Here is a 20,421-nt window from a genome sequence, read left to right as displayed (position 1 = left end):
GGATTGCCTTTTTTGTGAGCCTTATTACAGAATTTTTTACGAAAATATTCTACGATGGCAGCGAGAGGGGTTTGATTCGGGAGGGAAAAGGAGGATGGAAACTCTTGAGTCCGTTCATTATCCCACGCTGCCATACGATGGAAGCGATACTGCTATTGTTGATTTCGACGGCGCTGGAACGCTGGATTGTCCAACTGTAAAAGGGAACCGGCCTGGCTCGTCCTGCAAAAAAGGCTCTCCCAATAATGTACGTTTGCCTACGTGACACCTCCCCATGGGTTCATATACTGTAGGGTACCTTTCTGCTCGATCGTAACCATCATGCATGAAGGAGAGGGTAGCCGTGGCAATCGGACAAATGACGAGAGTAAGCTTGCCTTACCCGACGACCTGGGACATTCAGGCCAGATTTGGAGGAAGACCGACCTCGCAGGGGACGCTGTTTCTTCAAAATGTCATCAACGGCAGGCTGCAAGGTGCTGTGAACTTTCGCGGCACGTTTATTCCCATTCAAGGAATCTGGAACGAAGCGGCCAGACAAATCGCTTTTGAGACCGAGTTTGCTTCTTATGTAGGAACGCTGTTCAGCCAGGATGAACCGCTGCTGAACCTGCGCCATTACGTCCTGCAAGGAAATGTTGCGATGAGGCATCCCTCTATACGTGCGGGAGAGACCGGGACATGGACTGCTGTCACCCATGTCCGGTTGAGCCGCTAGGAACAGAGGTCTTGTCTAAAAGGTTCTTTAATAACGCAACGAAGGTGGGAAATATCGTTCGCTTTCCTCACAAAAGAAAAAGGCCGGCTTTCCAGCGTAGAGGGATAGCCGACTTTTGAAAGGCTCTTGGAACTTGCTCTGGATCAGGCAAGTTCTTTTCCTTTTGTCTCAGGCAAAAAGAACAGCACAAGCAGAGCAGCAAGACCAAAAGCGACAGATGTAATGCTAAATGCGACTCCAAGCCCCATAGTATTTGCCAATACACCGATGGTAAAGGGAGCGGAAGCGGCAACGGCTCGACCAAAGTTGTAACAGAAGCCTTGACCTGTTGCCCGAATGGCGGTCGGGAATAGCTCCGCAAGAATAGCGCCAAAACCACTGAAGTACCCAGAACCGAAAAACGCCACCAGAGGTCCAAGCAACAGCAGTTTTTCAGGGTCTTGCGAGAAACCGTACAGCGGTACAAGGATTGCAGCTAGGGCAAAAAACAGGATGAACGTGATGCGTCTACCAATTTTATCTGCCAGTAGCCCGAAGATGACATAGCCGAGCCATGCCCCGACCTGCATAATGACAATCCAGCTCGTTTGCTTCATCAAATCAAGTCCAGCGCCGCCTTTTGCAACAGGCGTAGCCAAGTAGGTAGGGATCCAGGTGAATAGTCCCCAATATCCAAATTGCGCGCAAATACTTAATGCCGAGCCCAAGATGGTCCAGCGACGAACTTTTTTATCGAACAGCTTACCGACGCTACTGCCTTTTTCCTTGTGGGTCGCTTTTGCATTTTCTTTTTGTTTTTCTACCCAAATATCAGGCTCATCTGTTCCGAGACGGACCCAAATAGCAAACAGAGCAGGAATAATTCCAACGAAGAAAACGCCGCGCCAGCCAAAAGTAGGGAGGACGAGACCACTGATAACAGCGGCTAGACCGTAACCGATCGCCCATGAACCTTGCACCAGGCCCATGGCTTTCCCACGGTGCTTGGCGGGCCAGCTTTCTGTGATGAGAGCGGCACCTGCTACCCATTCACCGCCCATGCCGAGACCGACGATTAAGCGAGCAATCGCCAGTTGTGTGACCGTCTGGGAAAATCCACCCAGCGCTGTGAACAGGGCAAAGACAATCATGCTGATCATCAGCGCAGTCGTTCTTCCTTTTTTATCGGCTATCATCCCGAAGATGAGTCCGCCAAAGGCAGAACTGAGCAGAGTAAGAGAAGCCAACAATCCTGCGGTCGTTTGTGTCATTTGCAGGTCGGCCATAATGTATACAATGATCATGGCGTATAAAGTCACGTCCATCGCATCCAGCATCCAACCGGTGCTTGCGGCTACTAGGGTTTTCCATTGTTTGGAGTTGATTTCTCGGTACCAGGGAATTGGACGGGAAGAAGTTTTCATTTGCGGGACTTTTTCCATTTACTTACCTCTCTTCTCTTTATGTTATGTTTTTATAAGGAAAGTAGCTCTGCGGGGACATCACAGGCCATTTTTTTAATTTCTTCTTCCTTTAATCCATGATCAAATAGCAATTGGATAAATTGGGAATAGCCTTCGGTTGGAGTCGGATGGTTGGCTTGTCCAAAGTCTGTCTGCAGAACACACCGATCAAAACCGAGCAACTTCATACCGTGGATGAGTTCGGCAGGCTGGATGGACTGCCAGCTAGGCATCAGCGTCAACATCGACTTCTCTACGAAGGCCCCCATCTTTACCAGTTCTAGCTGAAGCGAGAGGTCCATTTTATTAATCTTCAGGTCCGGATGGGCGACAAGGATCTTCTCAAGTCCGCGTTCTGAAGCGATCTTGACCAGTGCCTTCGTTTCCAGTGGAGAAAGGTGTCCGGTCGCGAGGACAGCATCGGAGCCTTTGATCAAATCGACGATCTCATATACGACAGGCAGAACTTGTCCGTCATTACCAAAAATCGTGATTCCTTTTTGCGGCAGAAGCCGAATGGTGGATTTTTGCTCCTTGTAATCGCTCTTGCCTCCGTAGTAATCTAGGTGGTGCTTGGCGGAGCCAGTAGGCATCCAAATGATTTTGGCGCCTTGCTGGATTGCTATATCTACCGCATAAGGGTTCAGCCCTCCGACGTATTCGTTTAGCACGAGAGAGCCATATACTTCTATCCCTTTAACAAATTTGGTTACGATCTTGGCTCTGGAGACGGTAGATTCCTCGTGCGCTTTTAGAACGATAGCCCGCATACCGGCTGCCAGAGCTTGCTCAGCCAACTCAAAATCGTCAACAGAACGCGGGAAAATGCTTGGACTGGAATGAACGTGAATATCGATTGCATTTTTGATCCCTAACATGCTTTTCTTTCACTCCTAGATGAATGGTGTATGATCGTTCGTTGAAATTAGAGCTTTAACGAGCGGATGTCTGGTTTCCCGCTGGCATCGGTGGGAAGTGTGATCTCTACTGTTGGATTCGTCAGTGCTTTGACCATGGTTCCGGTTTGCTCACGAATTATTTTGATGATTCCGTCATGTCCGGTTACGACGATATCTGCCCACTCCTTGATCATCTGGATGCTTTTTGTGCTTTCGTCATTGTCCCAGGTCATGGCTGCTTTTTCTGTCATCAACTCGTATCTGTTTTTGATTGCGTCTGATGCCAGGACCCATTTTTCGTGATTATACTCAAAAAACAGGGAGCACAGTCCAGGCGTATGTCCCGGGGTGAGTCGCCAATGGATTCCTTCTACTTCTCCCGCGCTACCAGTAAGAAGCGTGAGCCGTCCACTCTCTGCGAGAGCTTGGTACATTTCTACCGGGACGGCTAGATCGGTCCTTCCATTCATTCGGATGTGCTCGACTTCGTTTTCATGCATATAAAATTGAGCATTTTCAAAAAGGGGGTAATTGACTGCGTGATCAAAATGAAAGTGACTTATAAAAACGCTTCCAATTTGTTCGTTGGCGACTTGCAGTGCATCCAGCCTAGATAGTAATGAATATCTTTCATTAAATCCAGCGGTATCAAACAAGATCGCTTTCGAGTGGTTCGGTCGGATCAATGCGCAGCTGCTCCACCCTAAAAAGCCTCTGCTTGATTTACCAGGGAAGCCTTCGTATAAAATATCTACTTGCATGAGGACTCCTTTCTAAAAATAGAATGAAATAAAAATTTGTAATACAAATTTGTGTTACAAATACAGCGTTCTATTGTGTGAAATAGAAAAAATCTGTACAATTACTCATATAGAATACAAAAGGTCGAGGAATTTGTCTACTTTTAATTGATGATTTCTCGGTAGTTATAATACAAATTTATTGTGATGAGTGAGCTCCGTGATTTTTTCAAAACCTGTTCTTGAGTAGAACCTAGTTCTATCGTTACAATCAGAAAAACACATCACGGAAGCATCGCATGAACCGCATAGAAAAAAACGCGGAGGATACATATGGATAAAAAAGAAAAAATATCGCAAAAAATTTCGCGTGAGCTACTGACGATGATTGAGGAAGGTAAGTTTCCCCCAGGCTCTAAGCTGCCGACAGAAATGGAGTTAAGTGCCAGATTCGGGGTTAGCAGAGTGCCAATCCGCGAAGCACTCAGTGTGTTGAAAGCGATGGGGATCATTACTTCGCAGCAAGGTGGGGGGAGTTATGTAGAAGATATCCAACCTTTCTCTTTGATTCAGCATCTCAACATGCACGGTGGAAATGCGGAGCATATCCGGTATCTATTTGAGATGAGACAAATTTTAGAACCTCAGGCTGCCTATCTAGCAGCATTGCGACGTACACCCGAGGATTTGGCGGAAATGCACAAAGTATTAAAGCTCTTAGAGGACGATCTCTCTACTGAGGACAAGACTGGCGTTGAATCGGACTTTGCGTTTCACCGCGCCTTGATCCAGGCGACTCACAATCCAGTGATGATTCAAACGATGGAAAGCTTGTCTTCTCTTTACATGAGTACACTTGCGATTACGCTCAAGCAAAATATCGGGCTGAAGCGGAAACGAGAGATCGTCTACAAGGAGCACCAAAATATTGTGCTCGCGATCGAAGCGGAGGAGCCGGAGCTGGCCAAAGTGCAATGCTCCATACATTTAAAAAATGCTGAGAAGAAGCTGTTCTTGTTATTTAACGATGATGAAGGAATGGATTGAGGAACTGCCCGCGACCAGAAGTATATCGTTATCAGGTTGACGGTGAATTTATGTTTGAATCAGTAAAAATGCAGAGGTCTGTCTGACAGTTGAAGAGATGCAACGGCAGTCTGGATGGCTAGGTAGCACGCCTCCTGGACTGCCGTTTTTTTAGTTTCCAGAACGGAGTGGAATTTGTAATACAAATAACGTGATTTTTCTTGCCAAACACACCTGTGAATATTATTATTGTTTTGTAAAATCGCAATTTATAAAGGTGAATTCTCGTTTGGCGAACTTATTGTTTTAATAGTTGTAATGCAAATAAACTGTTTTTAACCAAAACGGTTAAAGAAAGAAGGGAAAATATGCGAAGAAAGGTATTGACTGCCGAACATCTGACCCAGATCCAAGCGATCGTAGCCACTGGTAGGGTACTGACGGATGAGAGCGACCTTTTCAGCTATTCTTTTGACGGTTCGTTTGGAACATATTTGCCGGATGCTGTCGTTCAGACGAAAAGCGTCGATGAGCTGGCTGCTCTTGTGAAGCTCGCGAACCGCGAAAAGATCCCTGTCTATCCGCGAGGGCAATCGACAAGTTTAAGCGGTGGACCGCTTCCAGTTAAAGGCGGAATGGTCTTCGATTTATCCGTCATGAATGATGTCTTAGAAGTATACGAGGAGGATCTCGTCGCCGTCGTCTCACCCGGTGTGCTGACGGCAGCGATTCACAAAGCGGCAGAACGTCGAGGACTCATGTACCCGCCTGATCCAAGCAGTTCCCACGTCTCGACGATCGGAGGAAACTTGGCGGAAAATTCAGGTGGTCCCAAGGGCTTGAAATATGGCGTGACAAAGGATTATGTCATCGGGCTGGAAGTCATCACACCCGAAGGAGAGATCATTCAAACAGGCGGACGAACCGTAAAGAATGTGACCGGTTATGACCTGACCAAACTGATCGTAGGGTCGGAGGGAACGCTCGGCATCATTACAAAAGCAATATTGCGTCTAATCCCCAAGCCGCAGCAAACCGCGACGATGATGGCAATCTTTGATTCCCTTGTTGATGCGGGAAGTGCAATCTCCAAAATTCTATCGTCAGGAATCTTGCCTTCCAAAATGGAGCTGATGGACCAGGCGTCGATCGTCGCCGTCGAGCAGTACGAACCACTGGGTCTTCCGACAGATGCTGCTGCTCTCATCTTGATTGAAATTGATGGGCACCCCCTTGCCCTAAAGGAAGAAACGAAACAGGCAGCTGCCTTGTGCCAAGCTGTCGGGGCGAGAGAAGTGCGAATCGCTAAGGATAAAAAAGAAGAAGCAGAACTGTGGAAAGCGCGAAAGCTCGTTTCTCCCGCGATTGTAAGAATCAAGCCAACGAAGATTTCAGAGGATGCGACGGTACCACGAAGCAAAATTCCGCAAATGTGTGAGCGTTTGCAAGAAATTCGCGAAACGTACAATATCCATCTCGTTGTTTTCGGACATGCCGGGGACGGTAATCTTCACCCGAACATCATCTGTGACAAGACGGATGACGAAGAAATGCGGCGAGTGGAACAGGCTGTCACTGCGATATTCAAAGCTGCAGTTGAACTGGGAGGAACTCTCTCTGGTGAACACGGCATCGGCACGATGAAGGCTCCGTTTATGGAGATGGAGCTTGGCGCAGCTGGCCTGGACATGATGAAGCGGATCAAGCATGCGTGGGACCCTAATGAGATCATGAACCCTGGGAAGATTTTTCCTGTCCCGGGACAAAAATTGGAGTTGAGTTAGGGTGGAGTCAACACAAAAGCAATTGCGAGAAGAGCTTCTATACGATAAAACCAACAATTGTGTCCAGTGCGGTTATTGTTTGCCGGTTTGTCCGACATACATGGCCTTCGGCAAGGAGACACATTCCCCTCGCGGCAGGATTAACCTCGTCAAAATGGTAGGAGAAGGCAGGATTACGAATTTGTCCGTTTTGGAAGAGCCTTTTGATTATTGCTTGGGGTGCCGCGCATGTGAAACAGCTTGTCCGACTGGGGTGGAATACGGTGCGATTCTGGAGGCGACGCGGGCTGCTATCGTGAGAAGGAAACGATTTACGGTACCTGTTCGCATACTTCGCAAGTCGATGCTGAAAAAGGTGTTTCCAAGTCGAAAGATGATGAATCTGACGGGAGACGCTATGTGGCTGTATGAGAAAAGTGGACTGAAAAAGGCACTGCGTACGTCCGGGATTACGAAAGCGCTCCCTTTTCATCTGGGAGCTTTCGAGTCGATCGTACCTCCGCCTGTGTCGCCAGCTGAGCGGAAGAGAGCGCCCGGGGAAGTAAAGGCAAGGAGAGCGAAGCAATTCACCATCGCCTTTTTTACCGGTTGCATCATGGATGCCATGTTTCATCGTATCAATCAGCTATCGATTCGTTTGCTGTCAGAGGCAGGCTGTGATGTCATCGTCGTGCAAAATCAAACCTGCTGCGGAGCGCTTCATGCCCACTCCGGAGAAATGGAAGAAGCCAAGGAGCTCGCCAAGCGAAATATTGAAGCATTTGAGAAAGTCAATGCGGATTATATCGTGAACAATGCGGGTGGATGCGGAGCTATGAAGGTCGAATACGGTCATTTGCTAGCTTCTGAGGAGGAGTGGGCAGAGCGGGCAGAAGCTTTTTCCGCCAAATCCAAAGACATTAGCCAGATCCTGGCCTTGTGCGAATTACCGCCTTTTAATCCGCGTGAGGAAAGAGTCACCTACCAGCGTTCCTGTCACATGACCCATGTGCAAAAGGTGTCAAAGGAACCAATCGACCTCTTGAAACGTGTACCGGGCATACTGTTTATCGAGATGGACCAGGCAGAGATGTGCTGTGGTTCGGCTGGTATCTACAATATTGTACATTACGATGCTTCGATGCAGATTTTGGATGAAAAGATGCAGCACGCAAAGGCAACCGATGCGGCGGTCATCATTACGACAAACCCTGGCTGCTTGCTGCAAATGAAGCTTGGAGTCGAACGAGAAGGATTGAGTAGCTCGGTTCGCGTTCTGCACCTAATTGAGTATCTCGCTGAGGCTGCCGGCATTTCAGTACCAGACGATAATTGACAAACTAACATACTCAAGAGATGAGGAGGAGAATTCATGTACGACTTTGCAGTGGTTGGGGGAGGAATTGTCGGTCTCTCTACGGGTATGGCCCTGTTTCGGCAATATCCTAATGCGAAAGTGGTAGTCATTGAAAAAGAAGCGGTGGTAGCGGAGCACCAGACTGGTCATAACAGTGGAGTGATTCACTCCGGTATTTACTACAAGCCAGGCAGTTTTAAAGCGCGATTTGCCAGACAAGGCAGCAAATCTATGACAGAATTTTGCCAGGTGCATGGAATCGATCACGATATATGTGGAAAGGTGATCGTGGCTACGAAACCCGAGGAGCTGCCGCTGCTCGATAACTTATATACGCGCGGCTTGCAAAATGAGCTGGCGATTCAAAAGATTACTGCAGAGGAACTAAAAGAAATCGAGCCACACGTCAAAGGCTTGGCTGCCATCCGTGTACCAATGGCGGGAATCGTGAATTACAGACAGGTGAGTGAGAAGTTTGCTGAAATCATCCGCGAGCATGGCGGGGAAATTCGTCTGGGGACGAAAGTGGAGAATATCCGGGAGGAAGCGGATGCGGTAACGATAGAGACCAATCGTGGCACAGTGAAGGCGCGGATGGCGATAAACTGTGCCGGACTGCATAGTGACCGGGTAGCGACCGCCGCCGGCTATCAAACAGACATGAAAATCGTACCGTTCCGTGGGGAATACTACAAGCTCAAACCAGAAAGGCGGTACCTCGTAAAGCATCTGATTTATCCGGTGCCGAATCCGAAATTTCCGTTTCTCGGAGTGCATTTTACTCGCATGATCAGCGGAGAAGTGGACGCGGGACCAAACGCGGTGCTCAGCTTCAAGCGGGAAGGCTACCGGAAAACGGACATCAATCTGGCAGATCTTGCTGAGGTGCTCACCTACGGAGGCTTTTGGAAGCTGGCCAGCAAATTTATGAAGGAAGGGATGGAAGAATATTATCGTTCCTTCAGTAAAGCGCGCTTCACAGCCAGTCTGCAAGAGCTGATTCCCGAGATTCGAGAAGACGATCTGATTCCGGCACCAGCAGGGGTACGGGCCCAGGCGTTGAAGAGCGATGGCAATATGGTGGATGACTTTCACATTATTTTAGGAAAACGTACGGTCCATGTGTGCAATGCGCCTTCTCCGGCTGCTACTGCTTCGATCGAGATTGGTAAAGAAATCGTCAGCCGCATCCCGGAGCAGTCCCATTTGCTCGCAGCTGTCTTATAAAAGGGACATGCAAAAAAACATCTTAGGGAGCCGCTGAAAAAACACTTAAATAGAGTAAAGAAGCTGGGGAAATGTTCGTTTTTCTTCAGCTTTTTTTGATCCTATTAGGTCAAGAAAATGGACTTGCGACTTGTTGCATAGAAAATTTCCTTTTCATGATGGTGAAAGCATGCAATTGGGTAAATTAGCAAAGAGTGCATAGCGGAAGGGAGATGAAAACGTGAAACCGATGACAGAGCAGCATGTCACCTTGCACGGCTTCAACAATTTGACCAAGTCTCTGAGCTTTAATATGTACGACATTTGTTATACGAAAACGAGAGAAGAACGGGAAGCGTACCTTGAGTACATAGACGAGCAGTACAATGCAGACCGTCTCACCCACATTCTAAAGACCGTTTCCGATATCATTGGTGCTCACGTCTTGAATATTGCCAAGCAGGATTATGTCCCACAGGGAGCCAGTGTTACCTTTCTCGTCTCGGAGGGGCCGGTCGTGGAGGTCCCAACCGAGTCGTACGAGGAATCGCCGGGACCTTTGCCCGACTCGGTAGTGATGCAGCTGGACAAAAGCCATATCACCGTCCATACGTATCCGGAATACCATCCCGACGAAGAAATCAGTACGTTTCGCGCGGATATCGACGTGTCGACCTGTGGGGAGATTTCTCCGCTAAAAGCCCTCAATTACTTGATCCACTCGTTCGAGACGGACACGATGACCATTGATTACCGCGTCCGTGGCTTCACGCGTGATATCGATGGCAACAAGCTGTTCATCGACCATGACATCAGCTCCATCCAAAATTACATCCCGGATGAAGTCATCGAGCTGTACGACATGATCGATGTGAACGTCTACCAGGAAAATATCTTTCACACCAAATGCAAGCTGAAGCGCTTTGATTTAAACAACTACCTGTTCGGCTATACCAAGGACAAGCTGTCGCCCGAGGAGCAGCGGGAAATCACAGAGCGGCTGCACAACGAGATGGACGAAATTTATTACGGGAAAAATATTATCCGATAGCGAAAGCGAGTCAAAAGGAGCTGGAGGAATTCCGGCTCCTTTTCCTATGCGGAAAAAAGGGAGAAGGAGATTAATCATCAGTCAGAACGTATGGAGTGTTCGCAGCAAAAAGCTGGCTGAGGAAAAAGGAGAAATAAGCGAAGATCTTTGGAGCTATACAGGAATGACCCCTAAGCAAGGGACCCAAGTATCTGGAGCGTTTTCTCCTTTTTCCTCCCCTCCCCTACAGCCAGACCAACAGCCTATCCATCTCTCGGATAATTTTCTTGCAATTCACTATTTTCACATGATATGATATTCCCAACAAATAAGTTAAACGATTAACTAATACGATTAACCTCGTAGCAGGGAGGTTTCGCAGTGGCAACTCTAAAAGATATTGCAAAGCAGGCAAATGTAAGCGCTTGTACGGTTTCCCGGTACTTAAATTCCGATATCGTCGTCAAAAAAGAAACCGAGGAAAGAATCCAGCGTGCGATCAAAGAGCTCGGCTATGTCCCCAATGTCGTCGCGAAGTCGCTCAAGCGCAGGGAGACCTTTAATGTCGCGGTCATCGTGCCGAAGATTAACAACCTGTATTACTCCGAGATCACTTCCGGCATCAGTCAAACGCTAGGGAAGCATCACTATAATCTGTACATCTATGAGGTAGAAAACCTGAATTTAAACGAGGAAGAGATTCTTCAGCTCATGCGCGAAAACATGATCGCGGGCATTATCTTTATTGGCCTGTTTTCCGATATGTCCTTTCAAAATAGCATTCAAAGCGTGATCGATTGGAACATTCCGGTTGTGTACGCAAACAGATGCATTCCATATACCGGTTTTCCATTGCTGTACCCGGACTTGGTACAAGCAAGCAAGCTCGGTACAGAATACCTTTTCGCAAAAGGCAAAAAGGAAATGGCTTTTGTACATAAGCATTTGCCAGATGAATTGCTGCATCACTTTCTGGAAGGCTACCGCCAAGCGAGTAAGAGCAAAGAAACGCCTTTGGTTCTGGAGATCGAAGAGGGGATGGATCTGTCCAGAGATTGTGTTCCCACGCTCATTCAAAACAAGGTGGATAGTGTATTCGTCTTAAATGAATTGAGCGCCGTCTATTTGACGAAGGCCCTCGTGCAAGCCGATCTGCGTGTGCCTGAGGATATGGCTGTCTTGAGCTTGGGGAATTCGCTGATGTCCGAGATCTCTACCCCAGAGCTGACTTGTGTCGATCTGCAGAACAGGGAGCTGGGCAGCAGAAGCGCAAAGATCATTCTCAGCCAAATTCGCAAGGAAGAGTATGAACCGACGACCGTACTGCAGCCATTTATCGTTGAACGAAAATCCGTTTGATTCCTCGTCAAAACGAGATAAAAAGTCGAACGGCTTTTACTTGCCTTTTAGTTAAACGATTAACTAGAAAGACACTTCGGTCCATCACTTCTTTTTTCTCCGTTAGTTAAACGTTTAACTAAAGAGAAATTCTCAATGAAGATGATAAGTTAAGAGCCTAGCTCTTCTTATATAGATGCCAAGAAAGAAAGGGAGAAATCGCTCATGAAACAGACAGAAACGAATCACCTGGAAAAGGTCCGCGCGATCTATGATGTCCTGCATGGCAAAAAGGAAGCAGACCTCCTGTTGAAAAACCTGAACATCCTGGATGTTCACGGAGAGACGGTTTATCAAGGATCGCTGCTCATTTACGACAAGCGGATTGTTGCACTGAATCCAGATGAATCGCTGATCCGAGTGAAGGAAGTATTTGATGGGAAAGGTCTTTATGCCATTCCGGGGCTGATCGATGCCCACTTGCACTTTGAATCGCAATTGGCACATCCGACAGCACTGGCGGAGGCGATGGTTCCCTGCGGTACCACCACGATTTTTGCAGAATGTCTGGACCTCTTGAGTGCAGCTGGAGAAGATGGCGTCCGTGCCGCGCAAAATTTGTTCCGCGATTACGATAAGCTCCCCTACCGCCTGTATGCCTTTGCACCTGGCAAGAAAACAGCCGCGTGGGTAACAAAAGAAGTGTTGGAAATGGAGCCCGTCATTGGTTTAGGAGAGTTCGAACATTTTACATACAGCAAGGGGGATGAGGATGACTTCCAAAAGGCGGCATGGGTAAGAGAGAAAGGCGGTTTCATGAACGGGCACTGGGGCTTGACTGCACTTTCCGATATGACGCTGAACTATTTGCCCGCGATTGGCGTATCGAACAATCATGACGTGTGGAATGGCGACGATATCGAAAAGAGCATTCGCTACGGTTTCCCGACCCAAATCAAGTTTGGTGTAGGCAGCAGTGAAGTGATCAAGACTCTGCTGCGCTCGATTGTCGATCGCAAGTTTCCTACCGAGAACTTCATGCTGTGCACGGACAACATCTCGATTGAGCGTCTGCTGAAAATGGGGCATATGGATTGGATCATTTCTCTGTGCGCGGAAATGGGCATCCATCCGATCAAGGCGATCAAGATGGCGACGTACAATACCGCAAAATCCTACCATATGGATCATCTCATCGGCTCTTTGACACCGGGACGTTTCGCAGACATCGTCTTGACGGACAGCCTGTCAAAAATTACTCCGCTTTACGTCTTTAAAGACGGCGAGCTGATTGCAAAAGATAAAAAAATGGTAAAGAATACGGAAATAGACTACTCGGCTATGGTCACGAAGGGCATATCCGGATTGGATGACCTGGCACCGGAGCAGCTGGATATTGAACCGTTGGAAATTTCTGAAGACGGTACAAAAGCAAAGGTGTATCTATTCGATGTGTACGGCCGCGGCCACGCCAAGTTTTATCAAGAAGTATGGGTGCCCGTAAAAGATGGCAAGATCGTACCAGAATACGATGGCGAAACGTATAGCCGCCTGTCTGTCATTCGCCGCTATGCAGATGGCAAACGTCATGTCGTCAATGGATTGTTTAAAGGTGTATTTGTGGAGCGAGGTGCTGTCGCAACCTCGTGGCCAGCCCCCATCCCTTATTTTGTCGTAGTCGGGCAGGAAAGTGATGAAATGGCTTACTGCGTCAAAGAGGCGGACAAGTATTCAGGAGCTTGCATCGTAACGGAGAACCACACCAATAAAAGTGTGATGCCGATTGAAATTTACGGCATGATGACGAATATGTCCGTGGATGAGCTGACCTCGAGTGCGAGTGCGATCGATGCGGCCTTGGAGGAGCTGGGTAACCAGAACGAAGGGGAGCCGGTTGTAAATAAGCTTTTGAGCTTGTTTATTTCCCTCCATCGCTTCCGCTTCATGGAATAAAAGAGAGAGAACGAAGCGGGCAGAGGATAGGAAGTGGGTTCTAGGGCTTGGGCGGGCCGGTGCTGGGGAGAAGAGAGCATCGTCCTGCCCCGCGAACTCATGCTTTTGTAAGCGGTAACAAAAATCCCTGCATTTTGAAAAAATCGGTTCATCTGAAAGGCTAGTGAATTTTCATCAGAAAGAGGGATGGTATATGCAAAGCAATCATTCGAGCGAGCTGCAAATGAGCGGGACATTAACCAAGCGATGGATCATTTATTTAGTGGGCATTTATATATTGACTCTTGGCATCAGCTTGGCGATCCGAGCAGGCATTGGGATCTCGCCGCAGAGCAGCTTGACCAGAACGATGACACTGATTTATCCGGGACTGACCCAAGGAACGTATTCGTTCATGCTGGAGCTCCTCATGCTGTTCTTCGCATATTTGGTCCTGCCGAAGGATTTTAAGCTGAAGAACTTTGCCGGGCTCATCCCAGCCCTTGCGTTAAGCTTGTTTTTGGATTTGAATCTCATGCTGACCAGCTTCATTCAGCTCGAAGTCTACTACGCAAAAGTCATCCTTCTCGCTTTCGCAGATGCAGCCTTGGCCTTTGGACTCTTTCTCATGATTCAAGCCAACCTTGTCCTGATCCCTGTCGATTTGTTCGTGAACACTCTCTTTAAAAAGACGCAAAAGAAATGGGGCAACATCAAAACGGTTTTCGATTGCTCCTTGCTGGTTGTATCCGCGTGCATCGGCCTGCTTTTCCTGGGGGAGATCAAGTTTATCCGCGAAGGTACGATCATCAATGCGATCCTGGTTGGGCAGTACATCAAGCTGTATACGTACTTGTTTAAAAGAGCAAAAGCGAGCAAAACGAATGATGATCCTACTCTCATCAACGGGTAGAAAAACGAAGAAAACGGCCGGAGCGATTCCGGCCGTTTTTTCATATAGGAAAAATTTCACTTCGCTCCTGCACGCTTCAAGGCTTCCACCATTTCCTGATACCCGCGGCTTTTCGCATGCTGCAGTGGAGTGACCCCGTCATGGTCTGCCAAATTCACATCGGCGCCATGCTCGATCAGCAGGTTGACGATCTTCTGGTGTCGTTCACCGCCATCGCCCAGGATGACGGCTTCCAGCAGGGCTGTCCAGCCGAGGCGATTGACATGATCGATATCGACATCGGAGCGGGTCAACAGCTCTTCGACGATCTCGACATGGCCACGGTCTGCCGCAGGGATCAGACCCGTTCCGCCAAAGCGGTTGGTGACCTTCGTATCCGCTCCCGCTGCTATCGCAGCTCGGACGAAATCGAGCTTGCCTTCCGCGCTGGCGTAAAGAAGCGGATTGTCCAAGCGCTGATCCCGGATGTTAATATTGGCCCCCTGCTCCACCAACAGCGTAAAGACATTCAGCTGATTGGTGTGTACGGCGATCATGGCAGAGGTTCTGCCGGACTCATCCGTGGCATTGATGTCGGCACCCTCCGCAAGCAAGTGGGAAATCGCCTCCGTATCTCCCTCCTGTGCGGCTTTCAACAAGGACTGATTCAGCTTTTTGTTTTCCATATTCACCGTTTGGGTCGCCTGTTGCTCGTGGCTCTGGAGCAAGGTGTTCATATTCATTTCACAGCCTGTTAGAAGCAGTGTGATCGCAATCAGTGATTTTGTACTCATGATCACGGGCAGCAAGGCGACCCCTCCCCTTTCTGCTGGCTTGAAATGGCTCATTTTTCCTATTATTCCATAGTCAGCTCAGCTTGGGAATCGCCAGCCCAATCGCCAACAGGGGTAACCGTGTAAGTAGTGCCAGCAGACAGCTTGCCGTTTTGCTGGATGTCAAAGATACCGACTGCCCCTTTGCGGCTGGAGTACTTGTAGGTAGCCAGCAGCTTCTCGCCATTTTCTGCCGTCAGCTCTACGCTGCGTCCGGAGAACAGCTCATCACGTGGATCATCTGCCAGAGTCACGGCAATCGACGTTTCCGAGAGCGCTTCTGCTTCGGTGATTTCGAGTGGATCGATCTCTTCTGCGACGAATGACGGATTCTTGATCGTTGCCCAATCCGAAGTGACGGTATATTTTACACCTGGAGTCAAAACCTGACCTTCAGGCAGTCGGAATTTTGGCTCCTGCACACCATCAGTGGACTGGGTGAATGGCACGTATTTCGCCACAATCGGTTGACCGCCCTCAGGTGTGATCGTTACTTGTCTTGCCTGCATGGACGAAATGATTTGATACGTGGTGCCGTTCGCACGGTTGTTTTGATCCAGCACGAAAGCATTGTCTCCACGGCCAGCGCTGTAGGCAGAAATGACATATCCGTAGTCGGTGACATTGTCGGATTTCAGTGCTTCGACTTCAAAGGTATCGTTGGTAACCTGTCTGCTTTCGTTCATTGGCAGCAAGGTTGCGTTTCCTGTAAAGGTTCCTGCTTTATTGCCTTTGTAGGTCAGGCTATAGGTTGTGCCTGCTTTTTGCACGGAAGTCGGTACAATGTAGGTGGAGATGGAGCCCGTTTTCAGCCGCGGCATGTTTGTCAGTGTCAGTCCGTCATTGAAGACGAAATCGGCTTTTGCCTTTGCAAAGACTTCATCCTCGGCAGTCAGTGGCGCGTCAAAGGTAACGATCAGCGTGATGGCGTTCAATGACTGTACACTTGTGATTTTCGCTTTGTCGGAAGGGATCGCTTTTTGCGCTGTTTTCAGCAGGTAGGCAACCTCGCCGCGAGATGCAGCCTGATTACCGGAGTAGAAGCGTTCCATCCAGTAGTTCACGGATTTCACGTCACGGCCCAGAGCTTTCGAGACGATCTGAACGAGCTCGGCATCTGTGACGGTTCCCGTTGGATTGAATTGACCATCTTCTGCCTGCATGATTCCCAGTCCGACCAGCTCAGAAGCGTATTTGTATGCCCAAGATTTCGGCTGTACGTCTGTCAGCTGTGCAGGATTTTTTGCTTTGCCTTCCAGTTTAAATGCCTTTACGACCATTTTGGCCAGCTCGGCACGGTTGATTTGGTTGTGGGCGCCCATCGAGCGATCGCTGTAGCCTTGCATGACTCCCTGGCGAGCCAGCTGGTTAACGGCTTCGGTAATTTCCTGGGCTGTGAGTGGGGAAGTGGCGGCGTGCGTGGTCAGTGCTGCAAAGGGGAGAGAGGCAGTTCCCAATGCGGCGGTTAAAACCATAGCGGCTACTTTATTTGAAATCTTTTTCATAAGAAAGTCCTCCTCGTATCGGATCGTGTTGGCTGGTGCTGCTTGCCTTACTCACAGGATAGAGGAGAGACCTAAACTGCCTAGAAACGTGGTCTTAAAAGAAACGAAACTAGATATTAAAAAAAGCTAAACTCGGGTTGAATCAAACTGTAAAGCGGTACCCTGCCCCCCAGACCGTTTCGATGTATTGGGGATTGGACGGGTCTATTTCGATTTTCTCCCGCACTTTTCGGATATGCACGGTCACTGTCGCAATGTCCCCGCTGGAGTCCATGCCCCAGATGCGTTCAAACAGCTCGTTTTTGCTGAAAACGCGGTTCGGGTGCGTCGCTAAAAACTCAAGCAGCGTAAATTCGCGCGTCGTGAAAATGACTTCCTGATTTCGTACATATACCCGGCGGGACGCTTTATCGATGACGAGTCCACGAATATGGATCTCGTCCTGAGGCGACTTCTCCTGTTTGCCCAGCAGCCGCTCGTAGCGAGTCAAATGCGCTTTGGCCCGGGCGACCAGCTCACTTGGGCTGAACGGCTTGGTAATGTAATCGTCCGCCCCGAGGTTGAAGGCGCGGATTTTATCAAACTCTTCCTTTTTGGCTGAGACGATCAGGATGGGAACTTCTTTGGCCTCACGAATCTTGCTGCACAAAGAAAAGCCATCCAATCCGGGAAGCTGCAGGTCGACGATGATCAGGCTGTATTCCTCGCGCAGGGCAAGCTGCAAGCCTTCATCACCTCGATGACACAGATCGACGGTAAAGCCGTTGAGCTCAAAGTAATCGCGTTCCAGCTGGGCGATCGTCGTCTCGTCTTCAATGATCAGGATTCGTGTCATGCGTGTTCGCCTCCGTGTACAGACGTGCGTTTTAAAGTGAAGAACAGGCTGGTGCCACTTCCTTGCTCGCTGGTCACCCAAATTTTCCCGCCATGTCCCTCGATGATTTCACGGGCAATCGCTAGCCCCAGACCACTGCCACCTGTCGACGAGTTGCGCGACTGCTCCGCACGATAAAAGCGTTCGAACAGATGAGGGATGGCTTCTGGGGGGATCCCCATGCCGTTGTCTCGGATTTCCACGGTGACCCACTGATCATCCAAGGTCAGCGCCAGATCAATCTGTTTTTGCGGTTTGTCCATAAATTTCTGGGCGTTGTCGATGATATTGACGACAGTGCGCTTGAGCTTTTCCACGTCTGCGAGGACCCATGCCGGCTTGCTCGTTCGCCGGGTCCAAGCTATCTGGATGCCCTGCTCCTGCAAGCTGTAATGGAGCTCATCGATGCAGTCATCGAGAAACGAAGCGAGGTTCACGGGCTCAAACGTAAACGGCACCTGCTTCAAGTCCAGCTTGGAGTAGAGGAACAGCTCGTCGACCAATTTGTCGAGATCGACTGCTTTGGAGTAGATGATTTGCACGTATTTGTCCATTTTCTCGGGCGTATCGGCGACCCCGTCCCGAATTCCCTCGATGTAGCCTTTGATATTGGTAATCGGCGTTCGCAGATCATGAGAAATATTCGAGATCAGCTCTTTGCGGTTTTCCTCGTCCTGCAGGCGGAGCTGGACGGATTCCTGAAGCCGTTTTCGCATGTTTTCAAACGCTTCGTTCAGCTTGCCGATCTCATCCTTTGAATGCAGGTCCAAGGCAAATTGCAGATCGCCCTCCTGGATGCGCTCCGCCGAGCTGCGCAGCAGATTCAGCGGCTTGATCACGCTTTTGGTAATCCAGCGATAGAGAAGCATGTTGGCGATGACGAGCACGCCGATCAAGATAAACGACAGGATCGGGAGCAAGCGGCGAGTCACCTCGGCAAACGGACTGCGTTCCCGAATGACGAATACGCTGCCCTTGGCGCCATCCGAATAGGCGAAGTCGAATTTGGCGTAGGCGTAGAATCGCTCCCCGATGTTAAAGGTGTTGCGAATCTGGCTGTTGTTTAAATCATAGGGCGGCAGAAACTGCTCCAGCTCTGGCTGATGAAAGGTAAAGGACTCAAAAACCTGGTTGCTTTCCCGGCGCACGTAAAGTCCGGCTCTAACCGTCCGCAGCTTGAAGTCATAGTCGATGAGCAGGTCTTTGTTCAGCAGCTCGTCCGGGTCGTTCTTGGCGAGGTATTTCAACTCCAGGAAGATCGATTCTTCCTGTTCGGTGAGTGGATTTAGCTGATAGTGGACTTTGTAAAAATCGCGTATGCTGTGCAAATCCCCCGTAGCAGCAATGGTAAACAAGCCTGCCGTCACTCCAAACATCAAGAGGCTCAGGACCAGCATCCCGGTGTAGGAAAGCAGCAGTTTGATACGGATGGACATGGACTCACCTCCGTCAGTCGTGACAAGTCCATTATATACAAGCCGATGATTCGGTAAAGCCTATAAAAAAATCTCTCTTCCGCAAAGGAGGGAAGAGAGCGTGATTTTACTCGCGATTATATCTCTGCCAATGAATCATCAGGCTTAATCAAAAACCATAAGAAAATCGCAATCAAAATAGGGATGATGCTCGAGAGCAAAGCCATATCCCAGCCCATGTTTTGCGCGATCCATCCGCAGATGATAGGGGAAAAGACGGCGCCCACATTTCCCCACGTATTCATCCAGCCACTGACCGAACCGGAGAACTCGCCGCCTTTGTCAGCAGCGATCGCCCACGAGGTGACGACGGGCAGGCCGAGAGAGCCAAGTGCAAGCGACAGCCAAAGCACATTCAGCCAAGGATCGGTGGTAATCGAAGCCAAATAAATCGTGACGATAAAGATAGCCAAGCCTGCCATGGCAGGAATGCCGCGCGCGACCATTCTCGAGTGTCCTTTGCGCAGCAGGGCATCGGAAAAGCCCCCGCCAAACAAAACGACGAGACAAATGGCAAGCCAAGGGAAGCTCGCTGCAAAGCCCATCGTCTGCAGGGAGAAATGACGCGCCTCCAGCAAGTAGGTGGGGAGCCAGGTCATAAACAGCGAGGTCATATAGGCGACAGCCAAATATTGCAGGCCAACTGCCCAAAACTGTGAATTGCGCAGGAGTCGGCCCCACGGCGCTTTTTTCTTTTCGCCATCCGTGACAGAGCGATTCCCCATAATCAGGGCGCGCTCGTATTCCGTAACCCAAGGATGCTGCTCAGGCTTATCACGCCCGATGAGGTACCAACCGCCCGCGATGATGATTCCGATTATTCCGAATACGTAAAAGACACCGTGCCAGCCCAACACCTGATAGATAGCGACTGAAATAGCTGGTGCGATCACCGGGCCGAAATACGAGCCAGCGAGTAAGGCACCGGCAGCGCGCGCTTTTTCATGCTTTTGAAACCAAAACGTATTGAACACGGCATTGGCAGGATACAAAGGACCCTCACCGACCCCGAAAAGAAAACGGACGATGCACATAGCAAAAAAACTGGAGACAGCGGCAGTAGCCATCGTAAAGACAGACCAGAAAAACAGGGCGAGCGTGACGATTTTTCTCGTTCCAAACCGTTCAGAAAGGATTCCCCCCGGGATTTGCGAGACGGCGTACCCGAGGGAGAACAAGGAAGCCAGGAGACCGAATTGTACTTTGCTCATTCCCAAGTCTTTCATCATAGGCTCGGCGACGACAGCGATATTGGAGCGGTCCATATAAGCGATCAGTCCGATGATAAAAAAGAGGAAGGCGAGGGACCAGCGAAAGTATCCCGGTTTTCTTTTGCTCGTCGAGAGCAGGGGTGAATCCGTAGGCTGCACAACGTTTTGATCGATTTGCAC

17 protein-coding genes are annotated in these 20,421 nt (G+C 49.3%); 9 read left to right on the top strand and 8 right to left on the bottom strand.

Going from position 1 to position 20,421, the window contains the following annotated elements; genetic code table 11:
* The first annotated feature begins 343 nt into the window (after window positions 1-343).
* Complete coding sequence (locus EDM59_RS19180; RefSeq protein ID WP_122925086.1) at window positions 344-718, top strand: hypothetical protein; 375 nt, start codon at window positions 344-346, stop codon at window positions 716-718.
* Window positions 719-861: 143 nt separating this feature from the next.
* Here the strand turns inward: EDM59_RS19180 and EDM59_RS19175 are convergent, their stop codons facing one another.
* The 3 genes from EDM59_RS19175 to EDM59_RS19165 are packed head-to-tail and all read right to left on the bottom strand — an operon-like array spanning window position 862 to window position 3,820.
* A complete protein-coding gene (locus EDM59_RS19175; RefSeq protein WP_122925085.1) occupies window positions 862-2,139 on the bottom strand; it encodes an MFS transporter in 1,278 nt (425 codons plus the stop codon).
* Window positions 2,140-2,171: 32 nt separating this feature from the next.
* Entirely contained in the window at window positions 2,172-3,038 is an 867-nt protein-coding gene (locus EDM59_RS19170; protein ID WP_122925084.1) for a DUF6282 family protein, read from the bottom strand.
* A gap of 47 nt (window positions 3,039-3,085) precedes the next feature.
* Window positions 3,086-3,820, bottom strand: a complete 735-nt coding sequence (locus tag EDM59_RS19165) for an MBL fold metallo-hydrolase (protein WP_122925083.1) — start codon at window positions 3,818-3,820, stop codon at window positions 3,086-3,088.
* A gap of 312 nt (window positions 3,821-4,132) precedes the next feature.
* Between EDM59_RS19165 and EDM59_RS19160 the strand changes: the two genes are divergently transcribed.
* The 8 genes from EDM59_RS19160 to EDM59_RS19120 all read left to right on the top strand — a co-directional run bounded on the left by EDM59_RS19160 (window position 4,133) and on the right by EDM59_RS19120 (window position 14,364).
* Window positions 4,133-4,846, top strand: a complete 714-nt coding sequence (locus EDM59_RS19160; protein ID WP_122925082.1) for a FadR/GntR family transcriptional regulator — start codon at window positions 4,133-4,135, stop codon at window positions 4,844-4,846.
* 347 nt (window positions 4,847-5,193) lie between these two features.
* A complete protein-coding gene (locus EDM59_RS19155) occupies window positions 5,194-6,609 on the top strand; it encodes an FAD-binding oxidoreductase (RefSeq protein ID WP_122925081.1) in 1,416 nt (471 codons plus the stop codon).
* Between the two features lies 1 nt (window position 6,610).
* Window positions 6,611-7,924, top strand: coding sequence for a (Fe-S)-binding protein (locus EDM59_RS19150; RefSeq protein WP_246011120.1), 1,314 nt, complete (start codon window positions 6,611-6,613; stop codon window positions 7,922-7,924).
* 36 nt (window positions 7,925-7,960) lie between these two features.
* Window positions 7,961-9,172 carry an L-2-hydroxyglutarate oxidase gene (lhgO, locus tag EDM59_RS19145; protein WP_122925080.1) on the top strand — a complete coding sequence of 404 codons (1,212 nt, stop codon included), beginning with the start codon at window positions 7,961-7,963 and terminating at the stop codon, window positions 9,170-9,172.
* A gap of 229 nt (window positions 9,173-9,401) precedes the next feature.
* The gene (speD, locus tag EDM59_RS19140) at window positions 9,402-10,202 is read left to right on the top strand and encodes an adenosylmethionine decarboxylase (RefSeq protein ID WP_342769224.1); all 801 of its coding nucleotides are present in this window, start codon (window positions 9,402-9,404) and stop codon (window positions 10,200-10,202) included.
* 360 nt (window positions 10,203-10,562) lie between these two features.
* Window positions 10,563-11,540: a LacI family DNA-binding transcriptional regulator gene (locus EDM59_RS19130; protein ID WP_122925078.1), complete on the top strand. Its 978-nt coding sequence runs from the start codon at window positions 10,563-10,565 to the stop codon at window positions 11,538-11,540.
* 204 nt (window positions 11,541-11,744) lie between these two features.
* Window positions 11,745-13,472 (top strand): amidohydrolase family protein, encoded by a 1,728-nt coding sequence (locus EDM59_RS19125; protein WP_122925077.1) that lies wholly within the window; start codon window positions 11,745-11,747, stop codon window positions 13,470-13,472.
* Window positions 13,473-13,665: 193 nt separating this feature from the next.
* Window positions 13,666-14,364, top strand: coding sequence for a YczE/YyaS/YitT family protein (locus tag EDM59_RS19120; protein ID WP_122925076.1), 699 nt, complete (start codon window positions 13,666-13,668; stop codon window positions 14,362-14,364).
* 56 nt (window positions 14,365-14,420) lie between these two features.
* On the opposite strand, the gene EDM59_RS19115 is transcribed toward EDM59_RS19120, so the two are convergent.
* From EDM59_RS19115 to EDM59_RS19095, 5 genes are all read right to left on the bottom strand, one after another.
* Window positions 14,421-15,086: an ankyrin repeat domain-containing protein gene (locus EDM59_RS19115; protein WP_122925218.1), complete on the bottom strand. Its 666-nt coding sequence runs from the start codon at window positions 15,084-15,086 to the stop codon at window positions 14,421-14,423.
* 113 nt (window positions 15,087-15,199) lie between these two features.
* On the bottom strand, window positions 15,200-16,681 hold the full coding sequence (locus EDM59_RS19110) for an S-layer homology domain-containing protein (RefSeq protein ID WP_122925075.1): 1,482 nt from the start codon (window positions 16,679-16,681) through the stop codon (window positions 15,200-15,202).
* A 142-nt stretch (window positions 16,682-16,823) separates the two neighbouring features.
* A complete protein-coding gene (locus EDM59_RS19105) occupies window positions 16,824-17,516 on the bottom strand; it encodes a response regulator transcription factor (RefSeq protein WP_122925074.1) in 693 nt (230 codons plus the stop codon).
* The gene (locus EDM59_RS19100; protein WP_122925073.1) at window positions 17,513-18,991 is read right to left on the bottom strand and encodes a sensor histidine kinase; all 1,479 of its coding nucleotides are present in this window, start codon (window positions 18,989-18,991) and stop codon (window positions 17,513-17,515) included. Before EDM59_RS19100 ends, EDM59_RS19105 begins: the two co-directional genes overlap by 4 nt.
* A gap of 116 nt (window positions 18,992-19,107) precedes the next feature.
* Window positions 19,108-20,421, bottom strand: a complete 1,314-nt coding sequence (locus EDM59_RS19095; RefSeq protein ID WP_425456002.1) for an MFS transporter — start codon at window positions 20,419-20,421, stop codon at window positions 19,108-19,110.

It is taken from the genome of Brevibacillus nitrificans, assembly GCF_003710965.1.
GTDB classification, from domain to species: domain Bacteria; phylum Bacillota; class Bacilli; order Brevibacillales; family Brevibacillaceae; genus Brevibacillus; species Brevibacillus centrosporus.
The sequence above is the reverse complement of the archived record's forward strand: the minus strand, read 5'-3'. Positions and strand labels throughout refer to the sequence as shown.